The sequence below is a fragment of the Mucilaginibacter sp. OK283 genome, from assembly GCF_900110415.1.
Lineage (GTDB): Bacteria > Bacteroidota > Bacteroidia > Sphingobacteriales > Sphingobacteriaceae > Mucilaginibacter.
The window spans coordinates 574,618-594,079 of the sequence record NZ_FODR01000002.1 but is presented as its reverse complement, the minus strand read 5'-3'; the positions used below and the strand labels follow the sequence as shown (position 1 = coordinate 594,079).

Annotated in this window: 18 protein-coding genes; 5 read left to right on the top strand and 13 right to left on the bottom strand. The window is 42.8% G+C overall.

What is annotated here, in order from left to right; translation table 11 throughout:
• Positions 1 to 80 precede the first annotated feature (80 nt).
• On the top strand, positions 81 to 1,448 hold the full coding sequence (locus tag BMX56_RS07280; RefSeq protein ID WP_090643267.1) for a right-handed parallel beta-helix repeat-containing protein: 1,368 nt from the start codon (positions 81 to 83) through the stop codon (positions 1,446 to 1,448).
• A 323-nt stretch (positions 1,449 to 1,771) separates the two neighbouring features.
• Here the strand turns inward: BMX56_RS07280 and BMX56_RS07275 are convergent, their stop codons facing one another.
• Entirely contained in the window at positions 1,772 to 2,281 is a 510-nt protein-coding gene (locus BMX56_RS07275; RefSeq protein ID WP_090643262.1) for a hypothetical protein, read from the bottom strand.
• Positions 2,282 to 2,854: 573 nt separating this feature from the next.
• Between BMX56_RS07275 and BMX56_RS07270 the strand changes: the two genes are divergently transcribed.
• Together BMX56_RS07270 and BMX56_RS07265 are read left to right on the top strand one after the other, a co-directional pair.
• The gene (locus BMX56_RS07270; RefSeq protein WP_090643257.1) at positions 2,855 to 3,739 is read left to right on the top strand and encodes a hypothetical protein; all 885 of its coding nucleotides are present in this window, start codon (positions 2,855 to 2,857) and stop codon (positions 3,737 to 3,739) included.
• Positions 3,740 to 3,951: 212 nt separating this feature from the next.
• A complete protein-coding gene (locus tag BMX56_RS07265; RefSeq protein WP_090643253.1) occupies positions 3,952 to 4,176 on the top strand; it encodes a hypothetical protein in 225 nt (74 codons plus the stop codon).
• Between the two features lie 599 nt (positions 4,177 to 4,775).
• On the opposite strand, the gene BMX56_RS07260 is transcribed toward BMX56_RS07265, so the two are convergent.
• Complete coding sequence (locus BMX56_RS07260) at positions 4,776 to 4,961, bottom strand: hypothetical protein (protein ID WP_090643248.1); 186 nt, start codon at positions 4,959 to 4,961, stop codon at positions 4,776 to 4,778.
• Here BMX56_RS07260 and BMX56_RS07255 point away from each other — a divergent pair.
• Complete coding sequence (locus BMX56_RS07255; RefSeq protein WP_090643244.1) at positions 4,960 to 5,916, top strand: hypothetical protein; 957 nt, start codon at positions 4,960 to 4,962, stop codon at positions 5,914 to 5,916. The genes BMX56_RS07260 and BMX56_RS07255 overlap by 2 nt on opposite strands.
• Positions 5,917 to 6,392: 476 nt before the next feature.
• The gene (locus tag BMX56_RS07250) at positions 6,393 to 7,448 is read left to right on the top strand and encodes a GTP pyrophosphokinase (RefSeq protein WP_090643240.1); all 1,056 of its coding nucleotides are present in this window, start codon (positions 6,393 to 6,395) and stop codon (positions 7,446 to 7,448) included.
• Between the two features lie 307 nt (positions 7,449 to 7,755).
• On the opposite strand, the gene BMX56_RS07245 is transcribed toward BMX56_RS07250, so the two are convergent.
• The 11 genes from BMX56_RS07245 to ilvN form a co-directional block, all read right to left on the bottom strand.
• Positions 7,756 to 8,493, bottom strand: coding sequence for a hypothetical protein (locus BMX56_RS07245; protein WP_090643235.1), 738 nt, complete (start codon positions 8,491 to 8,493; stop codon positions 7,756 to 7,758).
• A 584-nt stretch (positions 8,494 to 9,077) separates the two neighbouring features.
• Complete coding sequence (gene ilvA / locus BMX56_RS07235; protein ID WP_090643225.1) at positions 9,078 to 10,328, bottom strand: threonine ammonia-lyase IlvA; 1,251 nt, start codon at positions 10,326 to 10,328, stop codon at positions 9,078 to 9,080.
• A 2-nt stretch (positions 10,329 to 10,330) separates the two neighbouring features.
• Entirely contained in the window at positions 10,331 to 11,497 is a 1,167-nt protein-coding gene (locus tag BMX56_RS07230) for a 2-isopropylmalate synthase (protein ID WP_090643220.1), read from the bottom strand.
• Between the two features lie 224 nt (positions 11,498 to 11,721).
• Positions 11,722 to 12,477, bottom strand: a complete 756-nt coding sequence (locus tag BMX56_RS07225) for a methyltransferase domain-containing protein (protein ID WP_090644015.1) — start codon at positions 12,475 to 12,477, stop codon at positions 11,722 to 11,724.
• 102 nt (positions 12,478 to 12,579) lie between these two features.
• A complete protein-coding gene (gene leuB / locus BMX56_RS07220) occupies positions 12,580 to 13,650 on the bottom strand; it encodes a 3-isopropylmalate dehydrogenase (protein WP_090644010.1) in 1,071 nt (356 codons plus the stop codon).
• 49 nt (positions 13,651 to 13,699) lie between these two features.
• A complete protein-coding gene (locus tag BMX56_RS07215) occupies positions 13,700 to 14,485 on the bottom strand; it encodes a methyltransferase domain-containing protein (RefSeq protein WP_090643216.1) in 786 nt (261 codons plus the stop codon).
• 136 nt (positions 14,486 to 14,621) lie between these two features.
• Positions 14,622 to 15,212, bottom strand: coding sequence for a 3-isopropylmalate dehydratase small subunit (gene leuD / locus BMX56_RS07210; RefSeq protein ID WP_090643212.1), 591 nt, complete (start codon positions 15,210 to 15,212; stop codon positions 14,622 to 14,624).
• A gap of 95 nt (positions 15,213 to 15,307) precedes the next feature.
• Positions 15,308 to 15,736 (bottom strand): GxxExxY protein, encoded by a 429-nt coding sequence (locus BMX56_RS07205; RefSeq protein WP_090643208.1) that lies wholly within the window; start codon positions 15,734 to 15,736, stop codon positions 15,308 to 15,310.
• Between the two features lie 174 nt (positions 15,737 to 15,910).
• A complete protein-coding gene (gene leuC / locus BMX56_RS07200) occupies positions 15,911 to 17,323 on the bottom strand; it encodes a 3-isopropylmalate dehydratase large subunit (RefSeq protein ID WP_090643205.1) in 1,413 nt (470 codons plus the stop codon).
• Positions 17,324 to 17,554: 231 nt separating this feature from the next.
• The gene (ilvC, locus tag BMX56_RS07195; RefSeq protein ID WP_090644004.1) at positions 17,555 to 18,613 is read right to left on the bottom strand and encodes a ketol-acid reductoisomerase; all 1,059 of its coding nucleotides are present in this window, start codon (positions 18,611 to 18,613) and stop codon (positions 17,555 to 17,557) included.
• A 224-nt stretch (positions 18,614 to 18,837) separates the two neighbouring features.
• A complete protein-coding gene (gene ilvN, locus BMX56_RS07190) occupies positions 18,838 to 19,440 on the bottom strand; it encodes an acetolactate synthase small subunit (RefSeq protein ID WP_090643201.1) in 603 nt (200 codons plus the stop codon).
• Positions 19,441 to 19,462 lie beyond the last annotated feature (22 nt).

The window sequence follows — 19,462 nt, the reverse complement described above, 5'->3', positions numbered from 1 at the left end:
TTCTTTTGAAAGCCAGGAATGCCTGAAATAGGATGATTCTTTGAATCTGGTATATTTTAAGCCCCGCTATTAATTTATACATGAAAAATAAAAGTTACTTGATACGTGCCATCGCCGGTATGTTAGTTGTGTCATCGTTCGCGATGTGCACCAAAAATAAAATTGACGGGCCGCTGAGCACTCCTTCAGTTACGAACGCCAAATTTTCGTCTTTAGCTATTACCGACTGCACCTATACCGTTCAGCCCTCTGAATGGATGGTTGACGGCACTAACATACCAGCTGGATCAACCGTGTGTATCCCCGCCGGTAAAAGAGGCGCTTTACTGCTTAAAAACTTTAAAGGAACCGCGGCTGCCCCCATCGTTATTATTAATAAGGGCGGTAAAGTAACTTTTTCAACCGCTGTTACCGCTTCATATGGTTTTAAAACACAAAATTGCCAGTATTTTAAAATACTGGGAAATGGCGACCCCGATACCGAGTATGGGTTTGACATCAATGGCGGCAACATCGGCATGACGATGGATAACCTGAGCTCGGATTTTGAAATTGCAAATGTGGAGGTGCGTAATAGTGGCTTTGCAGGTATTATGGCCAAAACAGATCCAACTTGTGATGAAGCAACGTGGCGTGGGCATTTCACTATGCAAAACGTAATTCTTCATGATAATTATGTTCACAAAACAGGTGGCGAAGGATTTTATGTAGGTAATTCGTTTTATGCCAACGGCGTTTCGCTTTCCTGCGGTAAGGTTTGGCCGGGCGATGTGGTGAATGTTAAGTTATACAAAAACATCACCGATTCTACCGGTGCCGAAGGAATCCAGGTTGGCAGTGCTATTTTAGGCTGCGAAATTTATAACAATACAGTTAAAACACCTGGGGTAAGCCCCTTTGCCTCCTATCAAAATAACGGTATACAAATTGGCGAAGGTACCGGTGGAAAATGTTATAACAACGTGATTAAGGATGCACCCGGCAACGGAATTATTGTACTGGGGCTTGGCGATAACCTGGTGTTTAATAACTACATCATCAATTCAAAAGCTTATGGCATTTTTGCAGATTCCAGATACACGCCGGGGCCCAATTTCCAGTTTATTAATAATACCATCATTGGTTCGGCGTTGGGTGGCATAAAATTAAATTCCGAAACTATCCCGATGAACACCGTAATCAACAACGCAATTATCCAGTCGGACCTGGTACTTCCAATAATTAAAAAAAGCAGCAATGTTAAGCTTACGGCTTCAAATAATTATGTAGCCAACGATGTAAGCCCATGTCAATTTGTAAATTATGCTGAAGATGATTTCCATTTGTTGTCATCCTCTCCGCTTATTAATGCCGGGGCAAACGTTTTATCATATGGCGTAGAATTTGATTATTATGGCACCCAACGCCCATCTGCCGATGCTTTTGCCATTGGGGCCACCGAGTATTGATATATTCCGCGATAAACTAAAGGGATTTACTATCGCCTAAGCGGGAAGGATTGGGGCGTTTTTTTTTAGCACCAAGGTGTGTGTACCGGTACAGGATGAAACACCCTGGTACGCCATGGTACACCCTGGTACGGGGTGGTACACAACTGGCAGTTAACATTTTTTAAGTAAAACAAAATATTACAGCAATAAGTCGACAGTACTAAGTCGTAAGTCTAAAGTTGTTGTTTTTTCTTTTTTTGACTTAGAACTTAAGACTTTGGGCTAAAGACTACCCGTCAATTTATCGTTGACACGAACGCCAGGTTAGCAGCAAATTAATCTTAACTCTTGATTCCTGGCTCTTGGTTCTTTTCCGGAAAGGATAACCTGTCAAAGCAAATCCCACCCCTGGTTTTCAGCCCGAGTTTTTGCTCGCGGATAAGAATTGGCGCCTGCCTAACATATTGTTTAAAGCCTGCCGACTTAAAGGTCATCTCGCCATTAACCATCACCATATCCCAATCATATTCAAATTCCCTGCCCAGGTATTCGGCAGCTATGGTTGCTTGAGGGTTTTCCCTTTGGATAAAATCTATAATGGGCTGTCCACCATCCAATTCAAACTCAACCTCGCGAACGTTTTCGAAAATTAGAGTGCAGGGTGCAATCCAGAATTTATAATACTTGCTGTTCTTTTTGGGTTTTACCCATTCAAACATATAGTCGATATCCAACAATAGTTCATCATCGTCGTTGAACGAGAAGGAATGGATAGGGCAGTCGTGCCAGTTCATGGTGTCGAAGTCGGCATCTGTGAATAGGTATTTTTCTAATGGATAGGCGCCCGGCATAGTTGAATAAGGTGGAGTGTAAAATAGTGATTGATATTTGCCAAGGTAAGCAATAAGTTGGTTATCAAACTAAAGGGTTGCCTTTGTATAAGCCATGCACCTTTTATTTGTATTTATGACAGTCTACCTCGTAGAGGCTACCTGTTTGTAGCAAAATATATCGAAATTCTTTTAAGCCCCGTAGGGGTTACCCATCTCAGCGAAAAAACCATTACATGAGGTAAAAGACTTAAAAGGGATTTCCCTGGCTGTTATATAAGTTCGAAAGAATGGGCCGCCATTGAAAATAAACACTCCATGTAACCGCGTTTTTTTACATTATTTAGTGGTAATCGACAACATCGGCCGGCTGTGTTGTCCTAAACAAGTCACAAGTCATCCGAACACAGGGCGACCGCTAACACTTGCGCTAAGGGGCGGGAATATCCAATTTCGAACAATGAAGGAAAACTTCGGTGTTGGATATTCGAAATTCAGTGTTCGATATTATTTTTCATTCTGTTTCTGTTAACTTAATAGCTGTATATTGGCATAACAAACCCAACCTTTACATCCAAAACTGTATCACCCAATATGAGTTACGATTTATTTTTCTATAAACAAAAAGGCAAAGAAATTTCAACCGATAAAATTTCTGATTATTTATCAAACAATTTAGTTGCGGCAGGTGAAGGGAACACGCAATGGTTTTTTGAAAATAAAGACACCGAGGTATATTTTTCATTTGATTATAACGAGCCCGACGCAGATAATCAGCCGGAAGAAGAGGACATTGCACCTATTGATGATTTTGACGATACCAATTTTTCTTTCAACCTCAATTTTATGCGCCCGGCATTTTTTGGAACTGAAGCTTTCAAATTCGTTGAGAAGTTTTGTGCGGACCTGGATTTATTTGTTTTAAATCCTCAAGCCGATTCTGACCCATATAAATCAAATGCGCATGAAGAAATCAGTATTTGGAATAAAACAAACTTATGGGCAAGTAAAGATCATTTTGACCCCATGCAAACCTGCTACCTGAGCGAGGAAGAATGTCATAAGGTTTGGGAATACAATTTTAACAGGCGGCAGCTACAGGAAAAACTTGGCGATGGCTATTTTGTTCCAAAGATCTTCTTTTTCAAAAAGAAACAAAATAATGAACCGTTTACGTTGACTACCTGGACCGAGCATTTACCCATTGTGCTGCCAGCTACAGATTATATTTTGTTAACCAGGCAATACAAAAAGTTTTTCAGGAATATTAAAGACACCGTTTTGGTTTCGCGGGAAAAACTGTTAAGTGAATTTGGCAACTACTTTGTTGAATTTGATTTTCCGGATTGCAAAATAATACATCAAAACGAAGCCGACCAGGCTAAAAACAAATTCAATGCTATAAAGCCGGAAAAAGAACTTGCTGAATTTGCTGAAAGATTGGCCGTGGAAAATTTATTCAATGCAAAACCAGACTGAAGGTTGAAAGCCCCGCAGCGTTTTTTACCTGCCTCCTGTTCATTTTTGTGTGGATTGTGTAGCGCAGTGTGTAGGATTGAGCTTCTCGTTGATGTTGTCAGCGCATTAGTCAAAGCTTATGTTTTTCATTGCTCTTTTGCAAGCGTATATTTAATGCCACGGATGCCCGAGACCAATCGAGCGTAATACCCTCACCTTAAAAAAGATTAGACATGGATTATACTCAGGTACTGGCATTTGCCGAAAATAAATCAGGCTCTGAATATGCTCATGTTGTCGATGAAATTAGATTAAAAATTGAAACCGGATCTACCGGAGGTGAAATCAGATCATTGGTAGGAGGCTATTTGAAAAGTTTAAAAGACCAAAATCATCCTGCGTCCTTAGCATTAAAACCTGAAATAGATATTTACTTGTCACAATTCATATTTAGATAAATAAAAGCCACTTAACCTAGCCGTCGTTGTTAATGAGCGTAAGCTTGCTACCCCATTTAGCGTTTGTATAGAGGTGGTGTTCAGGACAGCCACGTTCTATTAGGATGTAGCCGGTGAAGTAATCACAAGTCAGCCTTCTGCCCGACGAACGCTTAAGAATTGCGCCAAGGGGGAATTCGTCAAATATATGCCCCGTACCTACGGCACTCTATTGCTATTGTGTATTCATCCAACGGGTTAAAACCCGTTGCTACAACATGTTGCGAGCCTACGGCTCTTAGCTGCAATGATGATTTCATTTACCCAGCCACAATAGGTATCATCCCGGCAATATTGCAGTAGCTGTTTGAAATCCCTCCTAAACAAACAGCCAATAAAAAAGAACCGTAGGTTCGGCCAATATGGTAGCCACGGGTTTTAACCCGTGGTAAAATAAACAGCAGGTAAAAGAGTGCCGTAGGCACGGCCCATATATTGCCTATCCATCAGCAGATCGCCCGGGTTTTACACCAAAAAGTCTTAACGCTTGATGCTAATCTCTTCACTCCTTTTCCCGGGGCGTTTCCCCAACCGGTAGAAGTTGGGGCCGGGTCATCCGCTCATACTACACAGGGCCTTAGGCGCGGGCAGGTATCCGCTACTACCCCTAACGCGGATTGGGGGATGGGTTGGGGCTGGGTGCTTTGCAACAGCATCGTGATTTGCATGCGGGAGTACAGGCCTGGAGACAGCGGCAGCGGGAAGAAGTATTTTTTATTATATTTATCATCTAATATCTTATCCATGAACAGAAAATCTCTTATAAAATTTCTTTTATATTTTATTCCGATTGTTGCAGCGGTTCTTTTATTACTCGTGGTAGGCAAGCTATTTTTATCTCCCAATGAATTGCAGCCCTTTACAGATGCTGTAAATTTCGTAGTCCCTGCTGCTGTTCTTATTTCAGCCGGCTCCTTCATATTCCCAAGGATAGCGAAGTTTTTAGCTGAGGGGGGTAAGTCCACTCAGGAAATAACAAGAAACAAAAATGCTAGTGCTTCATTTGAGGCGTCATTAAGGAATAGAGATAATATCAAACTATTAATTAAAGAGATACTGAATGAAGACGTGGTAACTGGTAATCAAAATAACGAGGATAATTCGGATGTAGAATCAGAACCGTATTACTCAGAAGAGGAACACAAATTAGATTTAATTGAGCGAAATATAATCGATATTCAATTTGGTATATCAGAACAAATTGATAAAATTTCAAACAACAGAATAACCAATTTACTAATTGGACTCGCATTAACTATTGTAGCCATTGTGTTGCTTATACTTGTTGTCTACGCTGACGATGCACCAGCATACCTTTTTGATGAAACCTCAAACTCTGGAATAAGGTTTTTCATCCACATGATACCCCGTTTATCAATTGTCCTTTTCGTAGAAATCTTTTCATTTTTCTTTCTTAATCTTTATAAAAGAAATTCAGATGAGATAAAATATTACAACAACGAACGAACAAACATTGAGTCAAAGCTTATTGCATTGAAGATGTCCGTTATTTATGGAGATATTGATTCAACAAAAAAAACGATAGAAAGCCTTTATAAAACGGATCGAAATTCCGCTATAAAGAAAGGTGAAACTACCATTGAACTTGAGAAACTTAAATATGATGTATCATCCCTTGATAAGGCTATGGAAACAATTGGAAAGATGGGAAAGTTATTTGGCGGGAAGGATGGTGAATAAGGGTGATTCGGCGCGTCAACCCGCCCGTGTTGAACTTGTCTTCCAACAAGTCAAAATTAAAAAACATTTTAGTAAGAAGCTAAAGCCGAGCGCATGCTGAAAAACACTGACAATAACATTTTCAACGTAAATTCTCTGATAAATTAAATAACGAGTTCAAAAGTATAAAGTTAACAGTTTTAAATTTTAGGTATATGAGTAATAATGAAGCAAAAAGAATTACAGTAGCAGAATTAAAAAGCATTTGGCTGGTTATCCAGATGACGCCGAACTTTATTTTAGCGATCTTGAATTTTATAGATTAAGAGATCCCCAATTTAGCGCAAGTCTTGTGTAAAGGTCAGCGGGCGGATGACTTGTGATCGATTATTAGGACAAGACAGGCTAATGAAATTAAAGGGGCTTTTAAGAGTGTTGAATTTCAAGAATTAAATCGCGGTCTATCGATTACAAAATTAATCAGCTTACTTTTCAGCATGAAAGAACAAATACTAAAAGATTTTAAAAGCAAAAAAGGAGATTTGGAACATTTCAAAAGTTTAATGATTAATTTAATCAAAAACTTAGTTGAAAAGGAAAAGGTTGTTCTGCATCAAATTGTTGGTAGATTAAAGGATAGTAACAGTTTATCTAATAAAATTGAAAAGAAGGGGGATAAATACCGCCAGCTGTCTGATATAACAGATCTAGTTGGTTTAAGAATAATTACCTATTTGGAAAGCGAGGTCGACATTATTGCAGAGATTTTAAAAAAGGAATTTGAAACAGATGAAGAAAATTCTATAGACAAAAGAATTTTAAAAAATGATCAATTTGGATATAGGTCTCTCCATATTGTGCTCTCCTTGTCTGCTGAAAGAATTAAGTTCTCTGAATACTCTAAGTTCGCTTTTTTTAAATGTGAAATTCAGATTAGATCTATATTACAACACGCTTGGGCGGAAATTGAACATGACTTAGGTTACAAAGGCGTTAATATACCAGACGATTTTAAACGAACATTCAATAGGCTAGCAGCCTTATTAGAGACTGCTGATTTAGAGTTTGTAAAATTGAAGTCGCAATTAACTGATTATGAAAAAAACATATCCAAATTAATAGAAGCTAAACCAGAAGATGTCGATATAAATAAGACCTCAATAGGTTCATTTATGCAAATGGATCCAATTGTTTCCGAAATCAGGAATCACATAGTTGCGGAAACTGGATATGAACTTCGCAAAAGCACTAATTTTAATTTGGTGATTACAATATTGAAATACTTTAATTTAACAACTATACAAGTCCTCCAAAAAACGCTAATAGAAGATAAATCCAGCTATTTGGATTTTTTGACACACTATATCGCTATCCGTGACTTTAGAAGAGTATTAAATGAAAATACGATTTTAATTTACTTCGGACATTATTTAGTTCTTAAAGGGGGGAATCTGTCAGAATTGGAAAATTACCTAATGATTTTTGGTCCAGAAAACGTAGACGAAATCACTCAGGATTTATTAAAAGCTTATCAAAATTCCAATGGATATTAATAATTATAAGTTCTCTGCTGCTTCTGAAAGCATGACAATTTATTAGCTCGCTGGGTGCACTGCTACCGCAAGCACTTCCCGCTACCGCAGGCCTCCAGGCCTGTGCGCCTGTATGCAAATCACGACGCTGTTGTAAAGCACAAAGTCCCAATTCTGCTCACAGCCCACGTTATGGGTGCAGCGTATACCGGCCAAGTGGCTAAGGCCGGTGCAGTATGAGCGGAAAACCCGGCCCGCAGGGAACGCCCGTGTTAAATTCAAAAGGAAAAATTCAAAAGTCAAAACCTGCATGGCCGTTTATGATGCATTATAAGTTTAGCAGTTTTACCTCAATAACGCAAGGTTGCCTGTATATGTTAAAGTGGTAATATTTCTTTTTCCCTTTTACGGTGTAAACGGAGTCAACAAGAAAAATCCGGTCGCTATTGTCCCGATATAGATGGCTAAACCAATATTTGTCCTTGCGCATAGGGCTTACCAGCCGTTGGTATGTTTTCCTGCCCATTTCTATACAGCTATCAGGATATACATGAGGCTGTATATTTACAGGTTTAAGAGTTGGCGTGTCAAGCCCGGAGAGTTGCCTTGCTTGCAATACCGAGGTAAAAAGTTCGTTGATCACATTTGAACCATCATAACCCCTATTTAAGCCCAATGTATCAAGTGCTTTGTTTAATTCTGTTTCAAAGGTCTTAGTTTTTAATGTGTTATCTGGTGATGTTGTATCATAAACAAAGTTCCAATAGCCTTTATACCTGGTAAGTGGCAAGGGCACAGCGTAAAACTGATTTTGAGTGTTTGATAAAACGATGATCTGCCCGTCGCCATCGCTCTGCCTGGTTGGCTGCAATAACTGAATCGTAGCTTCGGGATGTCTTATCTCCAGCTTTCTTACTAATTCATAGTCCGGTGGACTTTCTATCGCAAGATTTGAAAACTTTAATTTCGCGGTGGCGATGGCGCGATCAGTCTGTGATTGCAAATTCGGTTGGCAGGCTGTAAAGGCAGCGATAAGGATAATGTAACAGGTAATTATAGGTTTCATGGACAACTAAGGTAAGTAACATTTATTACTTTGTTAAGCGCCTTCTTATTTACCCGATGCTTCGCGTTAGGGGGTGTAGCGTATACCGGCCAAGTGGTTAAGGCCTGTGCAGTATGAGCGAAAAACCCGGCCCGCAGGGAATGCCCTTTTTAAATTCAAAAGGAAAAACTGCGAAGCACTCTTGAACACCTTAAAAAAACAATTATTGGTGAAAAATTCAAAAGTCAAAATTGATTTGCGTGTAGGTTTCCTGTCCTGTGGGGTGCCGAAACAAGTTCGGCATGACTTTGGGATAAACAAAAAGCCTCCCGGAGTTTTTGGCTTCGGGAGGCTTTGATATTTTGGGGTAACCGATGTGCTTTGGAGCATAGTCGGGGATTGCTTCGTTCCTCGCAATGACGGGCGGGTGAAGCATGGCGGTTATACATGGCGGCCAGGCCTTTGCCCGCGTGCTTCGACAGGCTCAGCATGACCGGCCCGTTTCACTACTCACTACTCACTACTCACTACTCACTACTCACTACTCACTACTCACTACTCACTACTCACTACTCACTACTCACTACTCACTACTCACCACTCACCTAAACAAGGTACTCAAACAGCGTTTGATCTTTATTCAGCTCGATAACGTCGAAACGGTGGGCGGCCATGCGGTTGAGCAGGGCGGGGTAGTCGCTGGCGGTTTTTAGTTCGATGCCTACCAGGGCGGGGCCGTTTTCTTTTTCGGTTTTTTTGATGAACTCGAAACGGGTAATATCATCGTGAGGGCCTAATACATTGTTCACAAACAGTTTCAAGGCTCCCGGGCGTTGCGGGAAGCGTACGATGAAGTAATGCTTCAAACCTTCGTACAGGAGGGATTTTTCTTTGATCTCCTGCATGCGGGCAATATCGTTGTTGCCCCCGCTGATAACGCAAACTACTTTTTTGCCTTTTATTTTATCCTTGCAGGCATCAAGCACGGCTACAGACAGGGCACCGGCGGGTTCAACCACAATGGCGTCCTCGTTGTATAGCTTGAGTATGGTGGTGCACACTTTGCCTTCGGGTACCAGCAGCATTTCGTCTAATACCTGCTGGCAAAGGTTGTAGGTGAGTTTGCCTACGCATTTCACGGCGGCACCGTCAACAAAGCGGTTAATCTCTTTTAAGGTGGTTGGTCCGCCATGTTCAAAAGCTTCCAGCATAGATGGGGCGCCTTCGGGCTCTACCCCTACCAGATAAATGCCTGGTACGTGTTGCTTAAGGTAGGTGCCTGTGCCGGCCGCTAAGCCGCCACCGCCTATGGGCATAATGATGGCTTCGATATCGGGCAGGTCCTGCAGTATCTCTACCCCTACTGTTCCCTGGCCTTCAATGATGCGGTAATTATCAAAAGGCGGGATAAACGTCATCTGGTGGGCTTCGGTGTATATCAAAGCCTCGCGCAGGCAATCGTCAAAGGTATCGCCGGTTAAAATGATCTCGATATTGCCCTTGCCGTGCATTTCGGTTTGGGTAACTTTTTGCTTGGGGGTAATTTCGGGCATAAAAATTACGCCTTTGGTACCTAAGCGGCTGCAGCTAAAGGCTACGCCCTGCGCGTGGTTGCCCGCGCTGGCGCATACTACGCCACGGTCAAGCTCGTCCTGCGTAAGCTGGCTTATCATGTTATAAGCGCCGCGCAGTTTGTATGAGCGTACTATTTGTAAATCTTCGCGTTTTAAATATAGTTCGCACTCGTATTTGGCTGATAAGCCGGCATTATACTCCAGCGGAGTGCGTTTAACAACCCCTTTCAATCGTTCGTAAGCCGAATCGAAATCGAGCAGGTTTTTAGTTTCGGTTTCCATTATTAATTTTTTACCAGCCTGTGGGCCATTAAGCCCTGCAGGTCTTCGTCATTTATATCAAGCTTGACATCGGCAAGCGTTAAAAACTTGTTGTATACCTGGGCAAGTTCATCTTTATCCAAACTAAAGCCAAGGCGTTCCAGGTGGAACTTCAGAGCATGCCTGCCGCTGCGCGCGGTTAGCACTATTGTGGCGCTCGGAAAGCCTACATCTTCAGGGCGAATGATCTCGTAATTTTCGCGCATTTTCAGGAACCCATCCTGGTGAATACCCGAGCTGTGCGCAAAGGCGTTGCTGCCTACAATAGCCTTATTAGGCTGTACCGGCATGCGCATTTGCGTGCGGATCATCTGGCTTAGTTCATAAAACCGTTTTGAATCGATATTGGTTTTTAAGCCCAACACCTGGTGCACTTTCAGGATCATGACCACTTCCTCGATAGAAGTATTCCCGGCGCGTTCGCCAATGCCGTTGATGGTGCCTTCTATCTGGCGGGCACCGTTTTGTAAGCCGGCTATGGAGTTGGCGGTAGCCAAACCCAAATCGTTATGGCAATGTACCGAGATGATGGCTTTATCGATGTTTTTAACGTTCTCTTTCAGGAATTTGATTTTGGCGCCATACTGATCGGGCAGGCAATAGCCATTGGTATCGGGAATGTTAACCACGGTAGCGCCGGCGGCAATAACAGCCTCCACCATCTGGGCCAGGTAAACCACATCGGCACGGCCGGCATCTTCGGCATAAAACTCGATATCTTCTACCGCGCGTTTGGCATATTTTACGGCTTCAACGGCACGCTCCAATATCTCCTCGCGGGTGCTGTTAAATTTATGCTTGATGTGCATATCCGACGAGCCGATACCCGTATGGATACGCGGGTGTTTGGCATATTTTAACGACTCGATAGCAGCATCAATATCGCCCTTGTTGGCACGGGTAAGCGCGCAAACGGTAGGGTTGGTTACTGCCTTCGAGATCTCGACAACACTCTGAAAATCTCCCGGACTTGAAACCGGGAAACCGGCTTCAATAATATCCACGCCCAGTAGTTCCAGTTCTTTTGCTATCTCAATCTTTTCGGGGGTGGTTAACTGGCACCCTGGTACCTGCTCGCCATCGCGAAGCGTGGTATCAAAAACATAAACGCGGTTGGGATCGTGTAACATATCTTTCTTTTTAGTAGTAAGTAGTAAGTATCAAGTAGTAAGATTGCTCCTATTACGCGACGTGTTGCTACTTCAATTTGTTATTAATCTATAAATATCGTCAATCAAAACATCTTTTAAAAATCTCGACCAACGACATACTTTTTATTGTTGATTTAGTGTAGGAATCAAATTATGAAGAAGCGAAAAAAAATCTTACTACTTGATACTTACTACTAAACAAGCTATTCCTTTACAGCTACAAACCTTAGCCTTTTATAATCGGCGTACCATTGGCCGCCTTCGTTATAGTAGGGCTCCAGCTTGTGGGTTATCTCTTTTAGTATTTGCTCTTTTTCTTCTTCGGGGATGCCTTCTAAAAACTGGGCGCCAAACATGGTTACCCATTTGGCTACGCCCTGGTCGCCGTCCTGCAGTGGGGTTTTACGGTCGTAATGGGCCGTAAAGGTTACCCGGAAGCCGTGGTTTTCCAGCAACCTGGCATATTCGGCAGTTGAGGGGAAGAACCATACTTTGGTTTCGGCCTGGTCATGGTAATCATGATTTTGCAGTACCAAACGGATAGCCTCCAATAGTTTGGCCACGTTGCCTTTGCCGCCCATTTCGGCCACAAAACGGCCGCCGGGTTTAAGGGCATTGTAAACACTTTTGATAGCGCCATTGGCATCCAAAACCCAATGCAGGGCCGCGTTGCTGAAAACAGCATCGTACTTTTCTTCCGTATAAAAATCGGCAGCATTCTCTACCGCGAAATCAACATCGGGGAACAGTTTTTTGGCCTGTGCTATCATATCCGGCGAATAGTCGGTACCTTTTACAATGGCACCTTTATCCTGGATCTGCTTGGTTAGGTGGCCTGTGCCGCAACCAATATCCAGGATATGTTCGCCGGGTTTAACATCCAGCAGAGCCAAAACATCCTCGCCAAATTGAAATACAAAGGCATGTTTCTGGTCGTATAAATCAGCGTTCCACTTCATTGTTTTGGTCATTGTGTCATTGGTCATTAGTCATTGGTTTGACTTTGGATCGATGACGTGTTAGTCTTCCTGCTCCCCCTTCAGGGGGCTGGGGGGCTTCGCCTACAGGTATTCTAAAACTTTTTGCCCCATTGCTTTGGTGCCTAAAATTTTGCTCTTGTCGGTTTTTGCATCGGCAATATCGCCGGTGCGGTAGCCTTCTTTCAGCGTTTTATCGATGGCCGATGTGATCAATTTAGCTTCGTCTTTAAGGCCGAAACTGATTTCTAACATCAAAGCTACAGATAATATAGATGCCAATGGATTAGCCTTATCCATGCCGGCAATATCATGTGCCGAACCGTGGATAGGTTCAAAAAAGCCGGTGCCATCACCAATTGATGCCGATGCCAGCATACCCATTGAGCCTGCTATCTGCGATGCTTCGTCGGTTAAAATATCGCCAAAAAGGTTAGCGGTTAATACCACATCAAACTTTTTAGGGTTTTTAACCAGCTGCATGGCGGCGTTGTCAATAAACATGTGTTCGGTTTCAACCTCGGGATAGTTTTTGGCTATCTCCTGCACCACCTCGCGCCACAGGCGTGAAGCCTCCAGCACGTTGGCCTTATCAACCGAACATAATCTTTTGCCACGAACCATGGCAGCTTCGTAGGCTTTAATGGCGATGCGCTCAACCTCGTAACGCGAATAGATCATCAGGTCGGAAGCAGTATTGCGATCCTCGCTGCGTTTTTTCTCGCCGAAGTAAACGTCGCCGGTAAGTTCCCGGAAGAAAAGTATGTCGGTACCTTTCAAAATTTCCGGTTTAAGGCTCGATGCATCCAGCAGCTCATCAAATAACATGATAGGGCGCAGGTTGGCATACAATCCCAATTCTTTACGGATCTTCAATAATCCTTGCTCAGGGCGAACCTTTGCCGATGGATCATTATCATATTTGATGTGACCGATGGCGCCAAATAAAATGGCATCACTTGCCTTTGCTTTTGCCAAAGTTTCATCGGGCAGTGGGTTACCCGTAGCCTCGATACCGGCGTGGCCCATCAGGGCCTCGTCGAAGGTAAATTCATGGCCAAAATCCTGGCCAATTTTCTCTAAAACTGCTTTACCCCAGGTAGTAACCTCGGGGCCTATCCCGTCGCCGGGTATTACTAAAATGTGTTTCTGAATTCCCATAAGCCCCCTAACCCCCTGAAGGGAGAATTTTTTGAGTTAATTATTACTTAGTTCCTCTTATTTCTTTTAGTTTCATTGTCATGCGCTCGGCATCGGTTGCTACCCATTCGGTGTATTCATCAATGGCCAGCAGGCGCAATTCGTCGTCAATATAACCTTCCTCTACCATTTGTTTAGACTGTGCTACACTTGCCCAGATGCCTGCTTTGCGTATAAAGTTTTCCTCGCCTTTTTGGTAAACCTCGTCGGCGTTAAACACCTCAATATCTTTGAAGCCGGCCTCGGTAAAATAAGCTGGCAGGTCTTCGGCTATGTGGTTGTTCATGCCGGCATCACCGCGCCATCTTAAAAAAGTAGCGTAAAACCGCAGCATACTTGGCGGCGGTTGCGGCTGCCATTCCAGCGCTTCGTGGTTATAATCCAATATGGACACTATGCCACCCGGTTTTAAAAGCGAGTACATTTTCTTTAAAGCTTCCACCGGATTATTTAGCCACTGTAAAACCCTTGCGGCTACAATCAGATCGAACTGTTCTTCCGGTTCGTATGCAAACAGATCGGTATAAATCAGATCGAGGTTTTTAACATCCGCATAAGTTTCCTTTCCGCTTTGGATAAAGAACTCCGTATTATCAATGCCCACAACATGACCTGTTGAACCAACTTTGGCGGCTATATCTTTACTGATAGCCCCGGTACCGCAACCCACATCCAAAACCCGCAAACCAAGTTTTAGGGCAGACGCGAGCGTTGCATAATCATTCGCCAAACTACGTTCGTCAAACAACTTTGCGGTGCCTTTGCCTTCTCTGTGGATAACTTTGTTCATTGGTTCATTAGTTCATTGGTCTTTGCAGTCGGCTAATGGTCATTTCGCTTTGCTGTCATTAGGTCATCGAGCAATTTTTTCTGACCTTTCGCCCTTTACCTTTCAGCTTTTACCTCTTTCTTTTGCCTTTCGCCTTTTACCTCTGGTCTTCAAATTCCTCAATCAGTTCCTTTTTACTCAGGATATAGTCGATATCATCGTAACCGTTGGTCATGCAGGCTTTTTTGTAGGGATTAACCTCAAAGCTTTCCTGCTCGCCGGTAGTTACCAGGCGGATGAACTGGTCTACCAGGTCGATTTCAACTACAGTGTGCTCATCGGCATAAACCGCGTCGAAGATCTTCTTTAAAAAATCTTCGCTCACCTGTACAGGCAGCAAGCCGTTGTTTAGTGCGTTGCCTTTAAAAATATCAGCAAAAAAGCTGCTTACCACGGCGTCAAAGCCATAATCGGCTATGGCCCAGGCCGCATGCTCGCGGCTACTACCGCAACCGAAGTTTTTGCCTGCAACCAGGATCTTGCCGCTATAGTTTGGGTTGTTGAGCACGAAATCCTGTTTAGGGTTATCGTCTCCGTCAAAACGCCAGTCGCGGAATAAGTTATTGCCAAAACCATCACGGGTAGTGGCCTTCAAAAACCGCGCAGGGATAATCTGGTCCGTATCGATGTTCTCGATAGGCAAAGGCACCACGCTGGTTTGTATGTGTTTGAATATTTTGGTACTCATAATGTTTCTTTTTTCTGAACCGGAATTTGTCGAATTTTTAGAATTACACGAATTTTAGAATTTATTGAATTTGGATTTTAAAATTCTGTTATTCTTTAGTTCGATGAATTCCGGTTGACATTATCCGGATTATGTTTTTTATTCAGTAATCTTTTAAACTGCAGGCTTTTACTTCCGAAATTTATAAGTAAACCTGTTTTTATATTGTACGCTTCGAGATAATTAATGCCTTGTGCAAGGTGAACATCTTCTAATAAAATAATTGCCTTTAACTCAACCATTATTTCACCTTCTACAAAGAAATCAACCCGCCTTGTGCCAATCTGTTCATTTCTATAAAAGATTGGCATTTCCATCTCTCTTGTAGCCACCAGACCTTCTAAAGCCATCTCAATCTCCAATGCTCTTTGGTAGATAGCTTCCTGAAACCCATTCCCTAAAAAAGAGTGAACCCGCATCGCACAACCAATAATTCGGCTTGTGCAATCTTTAAATTCTTCGGGCGTCTTTTTAAAGGTGTCCATTGTATTTTTTCTGAACCGGAATTGAATTTTTAGAATTACACGAATTTTTGAAGTACCATTCTAAAATTCTGTTAATCCAATGAATTCGTTTAATTCCGGTTCAGACATCTTTTAGAATTTCTTGAAGCGGCATTTTAAAATTCTGTTAATTCTATAAATTCGTTTAATTCCGGTTCAGACAACTTCTTCAGACAGAAACTCCCGTATATCCGTCACCTTCCCTGTAATGGCACTTGCTGCCGCGGTTAGCGGGCTGGCCAGGAAGGTGCGGGAGTTAGGTCCCTGTCTTCCTTCGAAGTTACGGTTAGATGTGGATACGCAGTATTTACCTGCCGGGATCTTGTCCTCATTCATGCCCAGGCATGCGCTGCAGCCAGGTTCGCGAAGCGGGAAGCCCGCTGCATCAAATATTTTGTCCAGCCCTTCGCGGATGGCTTGTTCCTGTACCTGTTTAGAGCCGGGGACTACCCATACCACTACGTTATCTGCTTTGTGTTTGCCTTTTACAAATTCGGCCACCTGGCGCAGGTCTTCAATGCGCGAGTTGGTGCAGCTGCCGATGAAAACGTAATCAATAGGTTTACCCAATAATTGTTCATCATCATGCAGCCCCATGTATTCAAGGGCTTTTTTGTACGATCCCTGTTCTTTTGCTTCAAACGAAGCAGTTTCGGGAACGTGTTGTGTTACGCCAATGCCCATGCCGGGGTTTGTTCCGTAGGTAATCATTGGCTCAATATCTTCGGCTTTAAAGGATAATACTTCATCAAAGGCTGCATCCGCATCTGAGTATAAAGTTTTCCAGTAAGCTACTGCTTTGTCCCACTCTTCGCCTTTAGGGGCAAATTCGCGGTCCTTTACATATTCAATTGTGGTGTCATCGGGGGCTATCAATCCGCAACGGGCACCCATTTCGATGCTCATGTTACAGATGGTCATGCGGCCTTCCATGCTTAAAGCGCGGATGGTATCGCCTGCATACTCCACTGCATAACCTGTACCGCCTGCGGCCGAGATTTTGGAGATGATGTACAGGATAATATCTTTGGCGCCAACACCTTTTTGCAACTTGCCGTTTACTTCAATCTTCATGCGTTTTGGGCGCGATTGCAGTAAACACTGGGTTGCCATTACCTGCTCCACCTGTGATGTACCTATACCAAACGCTATGGCACCAAAGGCGCCGTGTGTTGATGTATGGCTATCGCCGCAAACATAAGTACCACCGGGACGGGTGATGCCCAGCTCGGGCCCTATTACGTGCACTATCCCCTGGAAAGGGTGACCTAAACCATAAAGCTCGATACCAAACTCTTTGCAGTTTTTGGTGAGCATATCAACCTGGTAACGGGAAAGTTCTTCTTTTATGGGGAGGTGCTGATTAATTGTAGGAACGTTATGATCAGCAGTGGCCACTGTTTGTTTTGGCCTGAAAACCGGTAACCCCCTGGTGCGCAAACCATCAAATGCCTGCGGACTGGTTACCTCGTGAATGAAGTGTGTGTCGATGTATAAAATATCCGGAAAACCCTCGTTGCTACTGACGACGTGCGCATCCCATATTTTATCAAATAATGTTTGTCCCATGGTGTTATAGTATCAAGTAGTAAGTATCAAGTATCAAGACCGCTGCGTAAGCTGTCAGCTTGATTTTGATACGGCATATAGTATCGAGTAGTAAGTATCAAGTATCAAGACAGGTACACGAGAGTCGTTGAGTTGATTTTGTTTGACACAGTACTGGTATTATAACAAGTAGTTAGTACCTGCTGCAAATCAAAAATCTTGCTACCTGATACTAACTACTTGATACATATCTTACGCTTCTACAACCTGGTTTTCAGGGCGTAAGCTGCGTACAGTTTTACCTGCAAGCCATAATTCGCTTTCGCGTAATTCTTTCAGCTCGGCGTCTAATTTTTCGCGGTAATCCGGCTGGCTGTTCAAATCAATTGAACGTTGTGATTCTTTGCCGGTTGCAACGCTTTTGTATAATTCTTCAAATACCGGTTTAGTGGCATCACGGAATTTTTTCCACCAATCTAAAGCACCACGTTGTGCTGTAGTTGAGCAATTGGCATACATCCAATCCATACCATTTTCTGCAACTAATGGCATTAATGATTGGGTTAACTCTTCAACAGTTTCGTTAAAAGCCTCAGATGGTGAGTGACCATTTGCACGCAATACATCGTACTGAGCGGCAAAAATACCCTGGATACAGCCCATCAGCGTACCACGCTCGCCGGTTAAATCGCTGTATACTTCTTTCTTGAAGTTGGTTTCAAATAAGTAACCGCTGCCTACAGCAATACCTAATGAAATTACACGATCAAACGCTTTGCCTGTAGCATCCTGGAAAATAGCGTAGCTTGAGTTCAAGCCACGGCCCTGCAGGAACATACGGCGTAATGAAGTACCTGAACCTTTAGGGGCAACCAAAAATACGTCAACATCGGCAGGAGGAACGATGCCTGTCTGCTCATTAAAAGTGATACCAAACCCGTGAGAGAAGTATAATGCTTTACCCGGAGTAAGGTGTTTTTTTACAGTCGGCCATAAAGCAATTTGTGCAGCATCGCTTAGTAAGTAGCAAATTACAGTTCCTCTTTGTAAAGCCTCTTCAATTTCAAAAAGGGTTTCGCCCGGTACAAAGCCATCGCTTACAGCTTTATCCCATGTTTTTGTGCCTTTACGCTGACCAACAATAACATTGATGCCATTGTCTTTTTGGTTAAGCGCCTGGCCCGGACCTTGAACGCCATAGCCAATTACTGCTACAACTTCATCTTTTAGTACTTCCTGAGCTTTTGATAAAGGGAACTCATCGCGGGTAACCACATTTTCTTCGGTACCGCCGAAATTTAATTTTGCCATTGTTTTATTGTTTGTTTTTTGGGATTTCACCGTTTTATAGATGATTTCACCGATTTTGATTTTATAATTATTTTAGGTTATCTAATTGAACCGTCATTGCGAGGTACGAAGCAATCCCCGATTAGCATATCCGCCCTGTATAGTTCGGGATTGCTTCGTGCCTCGCAATGACGTTTTTGGGTGGCCGACCTTTCGCCTTTCAGCTTTAGCCTTTCACCTCCTCTTTACATCGTAAATACTTTCTGTCCCTGGTTTAAATATTCGTTCTCAATAACGTCTTCGCCCGGTTCAAGGCGCTCAAACTCGCGCAATTTACGGTTAAATCCGTCACTATCTTTAATAATTGCAACACGGGCGCTGCGCACAAACTCAATCAGGCCGTAAGGCTGCAAAATACTGATCAGGTTATCTGTTTCCTCGCGGTGGCCGGTAGTTTCAAACACCGTATAATCTTTACGGATCACTACAGCGCGGGCGCCATTTTCGCGCAATAAACGCTCAACACTTACCTTCTCGGCAATTACATCTGTCGATACTTTATATAACGCCATTTCCTGCCAAATCACATCTTCGTTGGTATGGTAGTATACTTTTAATACCTCTACCTGTTTTTCAATCTGGCGGGTAAGTTTGCGTACCACATCCTCCGATTCGGTAATTACAATATTGAAACGGTGAATATGCTCTATCTCTGATGGAGACGTATTCAAACTATCAATATTAATTTTACGGCGTGTAAATATAATAGCTATCCGGTTTAATAAACCAATCTGGTTTTCCGTATAAACCGTGATATTAAATTCCTGTTTTTCTGTATCCTGGGTCATGATTTCTTTTTTTAAGTTCCCC

Coding starts and splice junctions, on each gene's coding strand:
- BMX56_RS07260 (WP_090643248.1), bottom strand. CDS start 4,961: ATGGATAAGATATTAGATGATAAATATAATAAAAAATACTTCTTCCCG.
- BMX56_RS07250 (WP_090643240.1), top strand. CDS start 6,393: ATGAAAGAACAAATACTAAAAGATTTTAAAAGCAAAAAAGGAGATTTG.
- ilvA (WP_090643225.1), bottom strand. CDS start 10,328: ATGGAAACCGAAACTAAAAACCTGCTCGATTTCGATTCGGCTTACGAA.
- BMX56_RS07270 (WP_090643257.1), top strand. CDS start 2,855: ATGAGTTACGATTTATTTTTCTATAAACAAAAAGGCAAAGAAATTTCA.
- ilvN (WP_090643201.1), bottom strand. CDS start 19,440: ATGACCCAGGATACAGAAAAACAGGAATTTAATATCACGGTTTATACG.
- BMX56_RS07205 (WP_090643208.1), bottom strand. CDS start 15,736: ATGGACACCTTTAAAAAGACGCCCGAAGAATTTAAAGATTGCACAAGC.
- leuD (WP_090643212.1), bottom strand. CDS start 15,212: ATGAGTACCAAAATATTCAAACACATACAAACCAGCGTGGTGCCTTTG.
- BMX56_RS07230 (WP_090643220.1), bottom strand. CDS start 11,497: ATGTTACACGATCCCAACCGCGTTTATGTTTTTGATACCACGCTTCGC.
- leuC (WP_090643205.1), bottom strand. CDS start 17,323: ATGGGACAAACATTATTTGATAAAATATGGGATGCGCACGTCGTCAGT.
- BMX56_RS07225 (WP_090644015.1), bottom strand. CDS start 12,477: ATGAAGTGGAACGCTGATTTATACGACCAGAAACATGCCTTTGTATTT.
- BMX56_RS07275 (WP_090643262.1), bottom strand. CDS start 2,281: ATGCCGGGCGCCTATCCATTAGAAAAATACCTATTCACAGATGCCGAC.
- BMX56_RS07265 (WP_090643253.1), top strand. CDS start 3,952: ATGGATTATACTCAGGTACTGGCATTTGCCGAAAATAAATCAGGCTCT.
- BMX56_RS07215 (WP_090643216.1), bottom strand. CDS start 14,485: ATGAACAAAGTTATCCACAGAGAAGGCAAAGGCACCGCAAAGTTGTTT.
- BMX56_RS07245 (WP_090643235.1), bottom strand. CDS start 8,493: ATGAAACCTATAATTACCTGTTACATTATCCTTATCGCTGCCTTTACA.
- BMX56_RS07280 (WP_090643267.1), top strand. CDS start 81: ATGAAAAATAAAAGTTACTTGATACGTGCCATCGCCGGTATGTTAGTT.
- BMX56_RS07255 (WP_090643244.1), top strand. CDS start 4,960: ATGAACAGAAAATCTCTTATAAAATTTCTTTTATATTTTATTCCGATT.
- ilvC (WP_090644004.1), bottom strand. CDS start 18,613: ATGGCAAAATTAAATTTCGGCGGTACCGAAGAAAATGTGGTTACCCGC.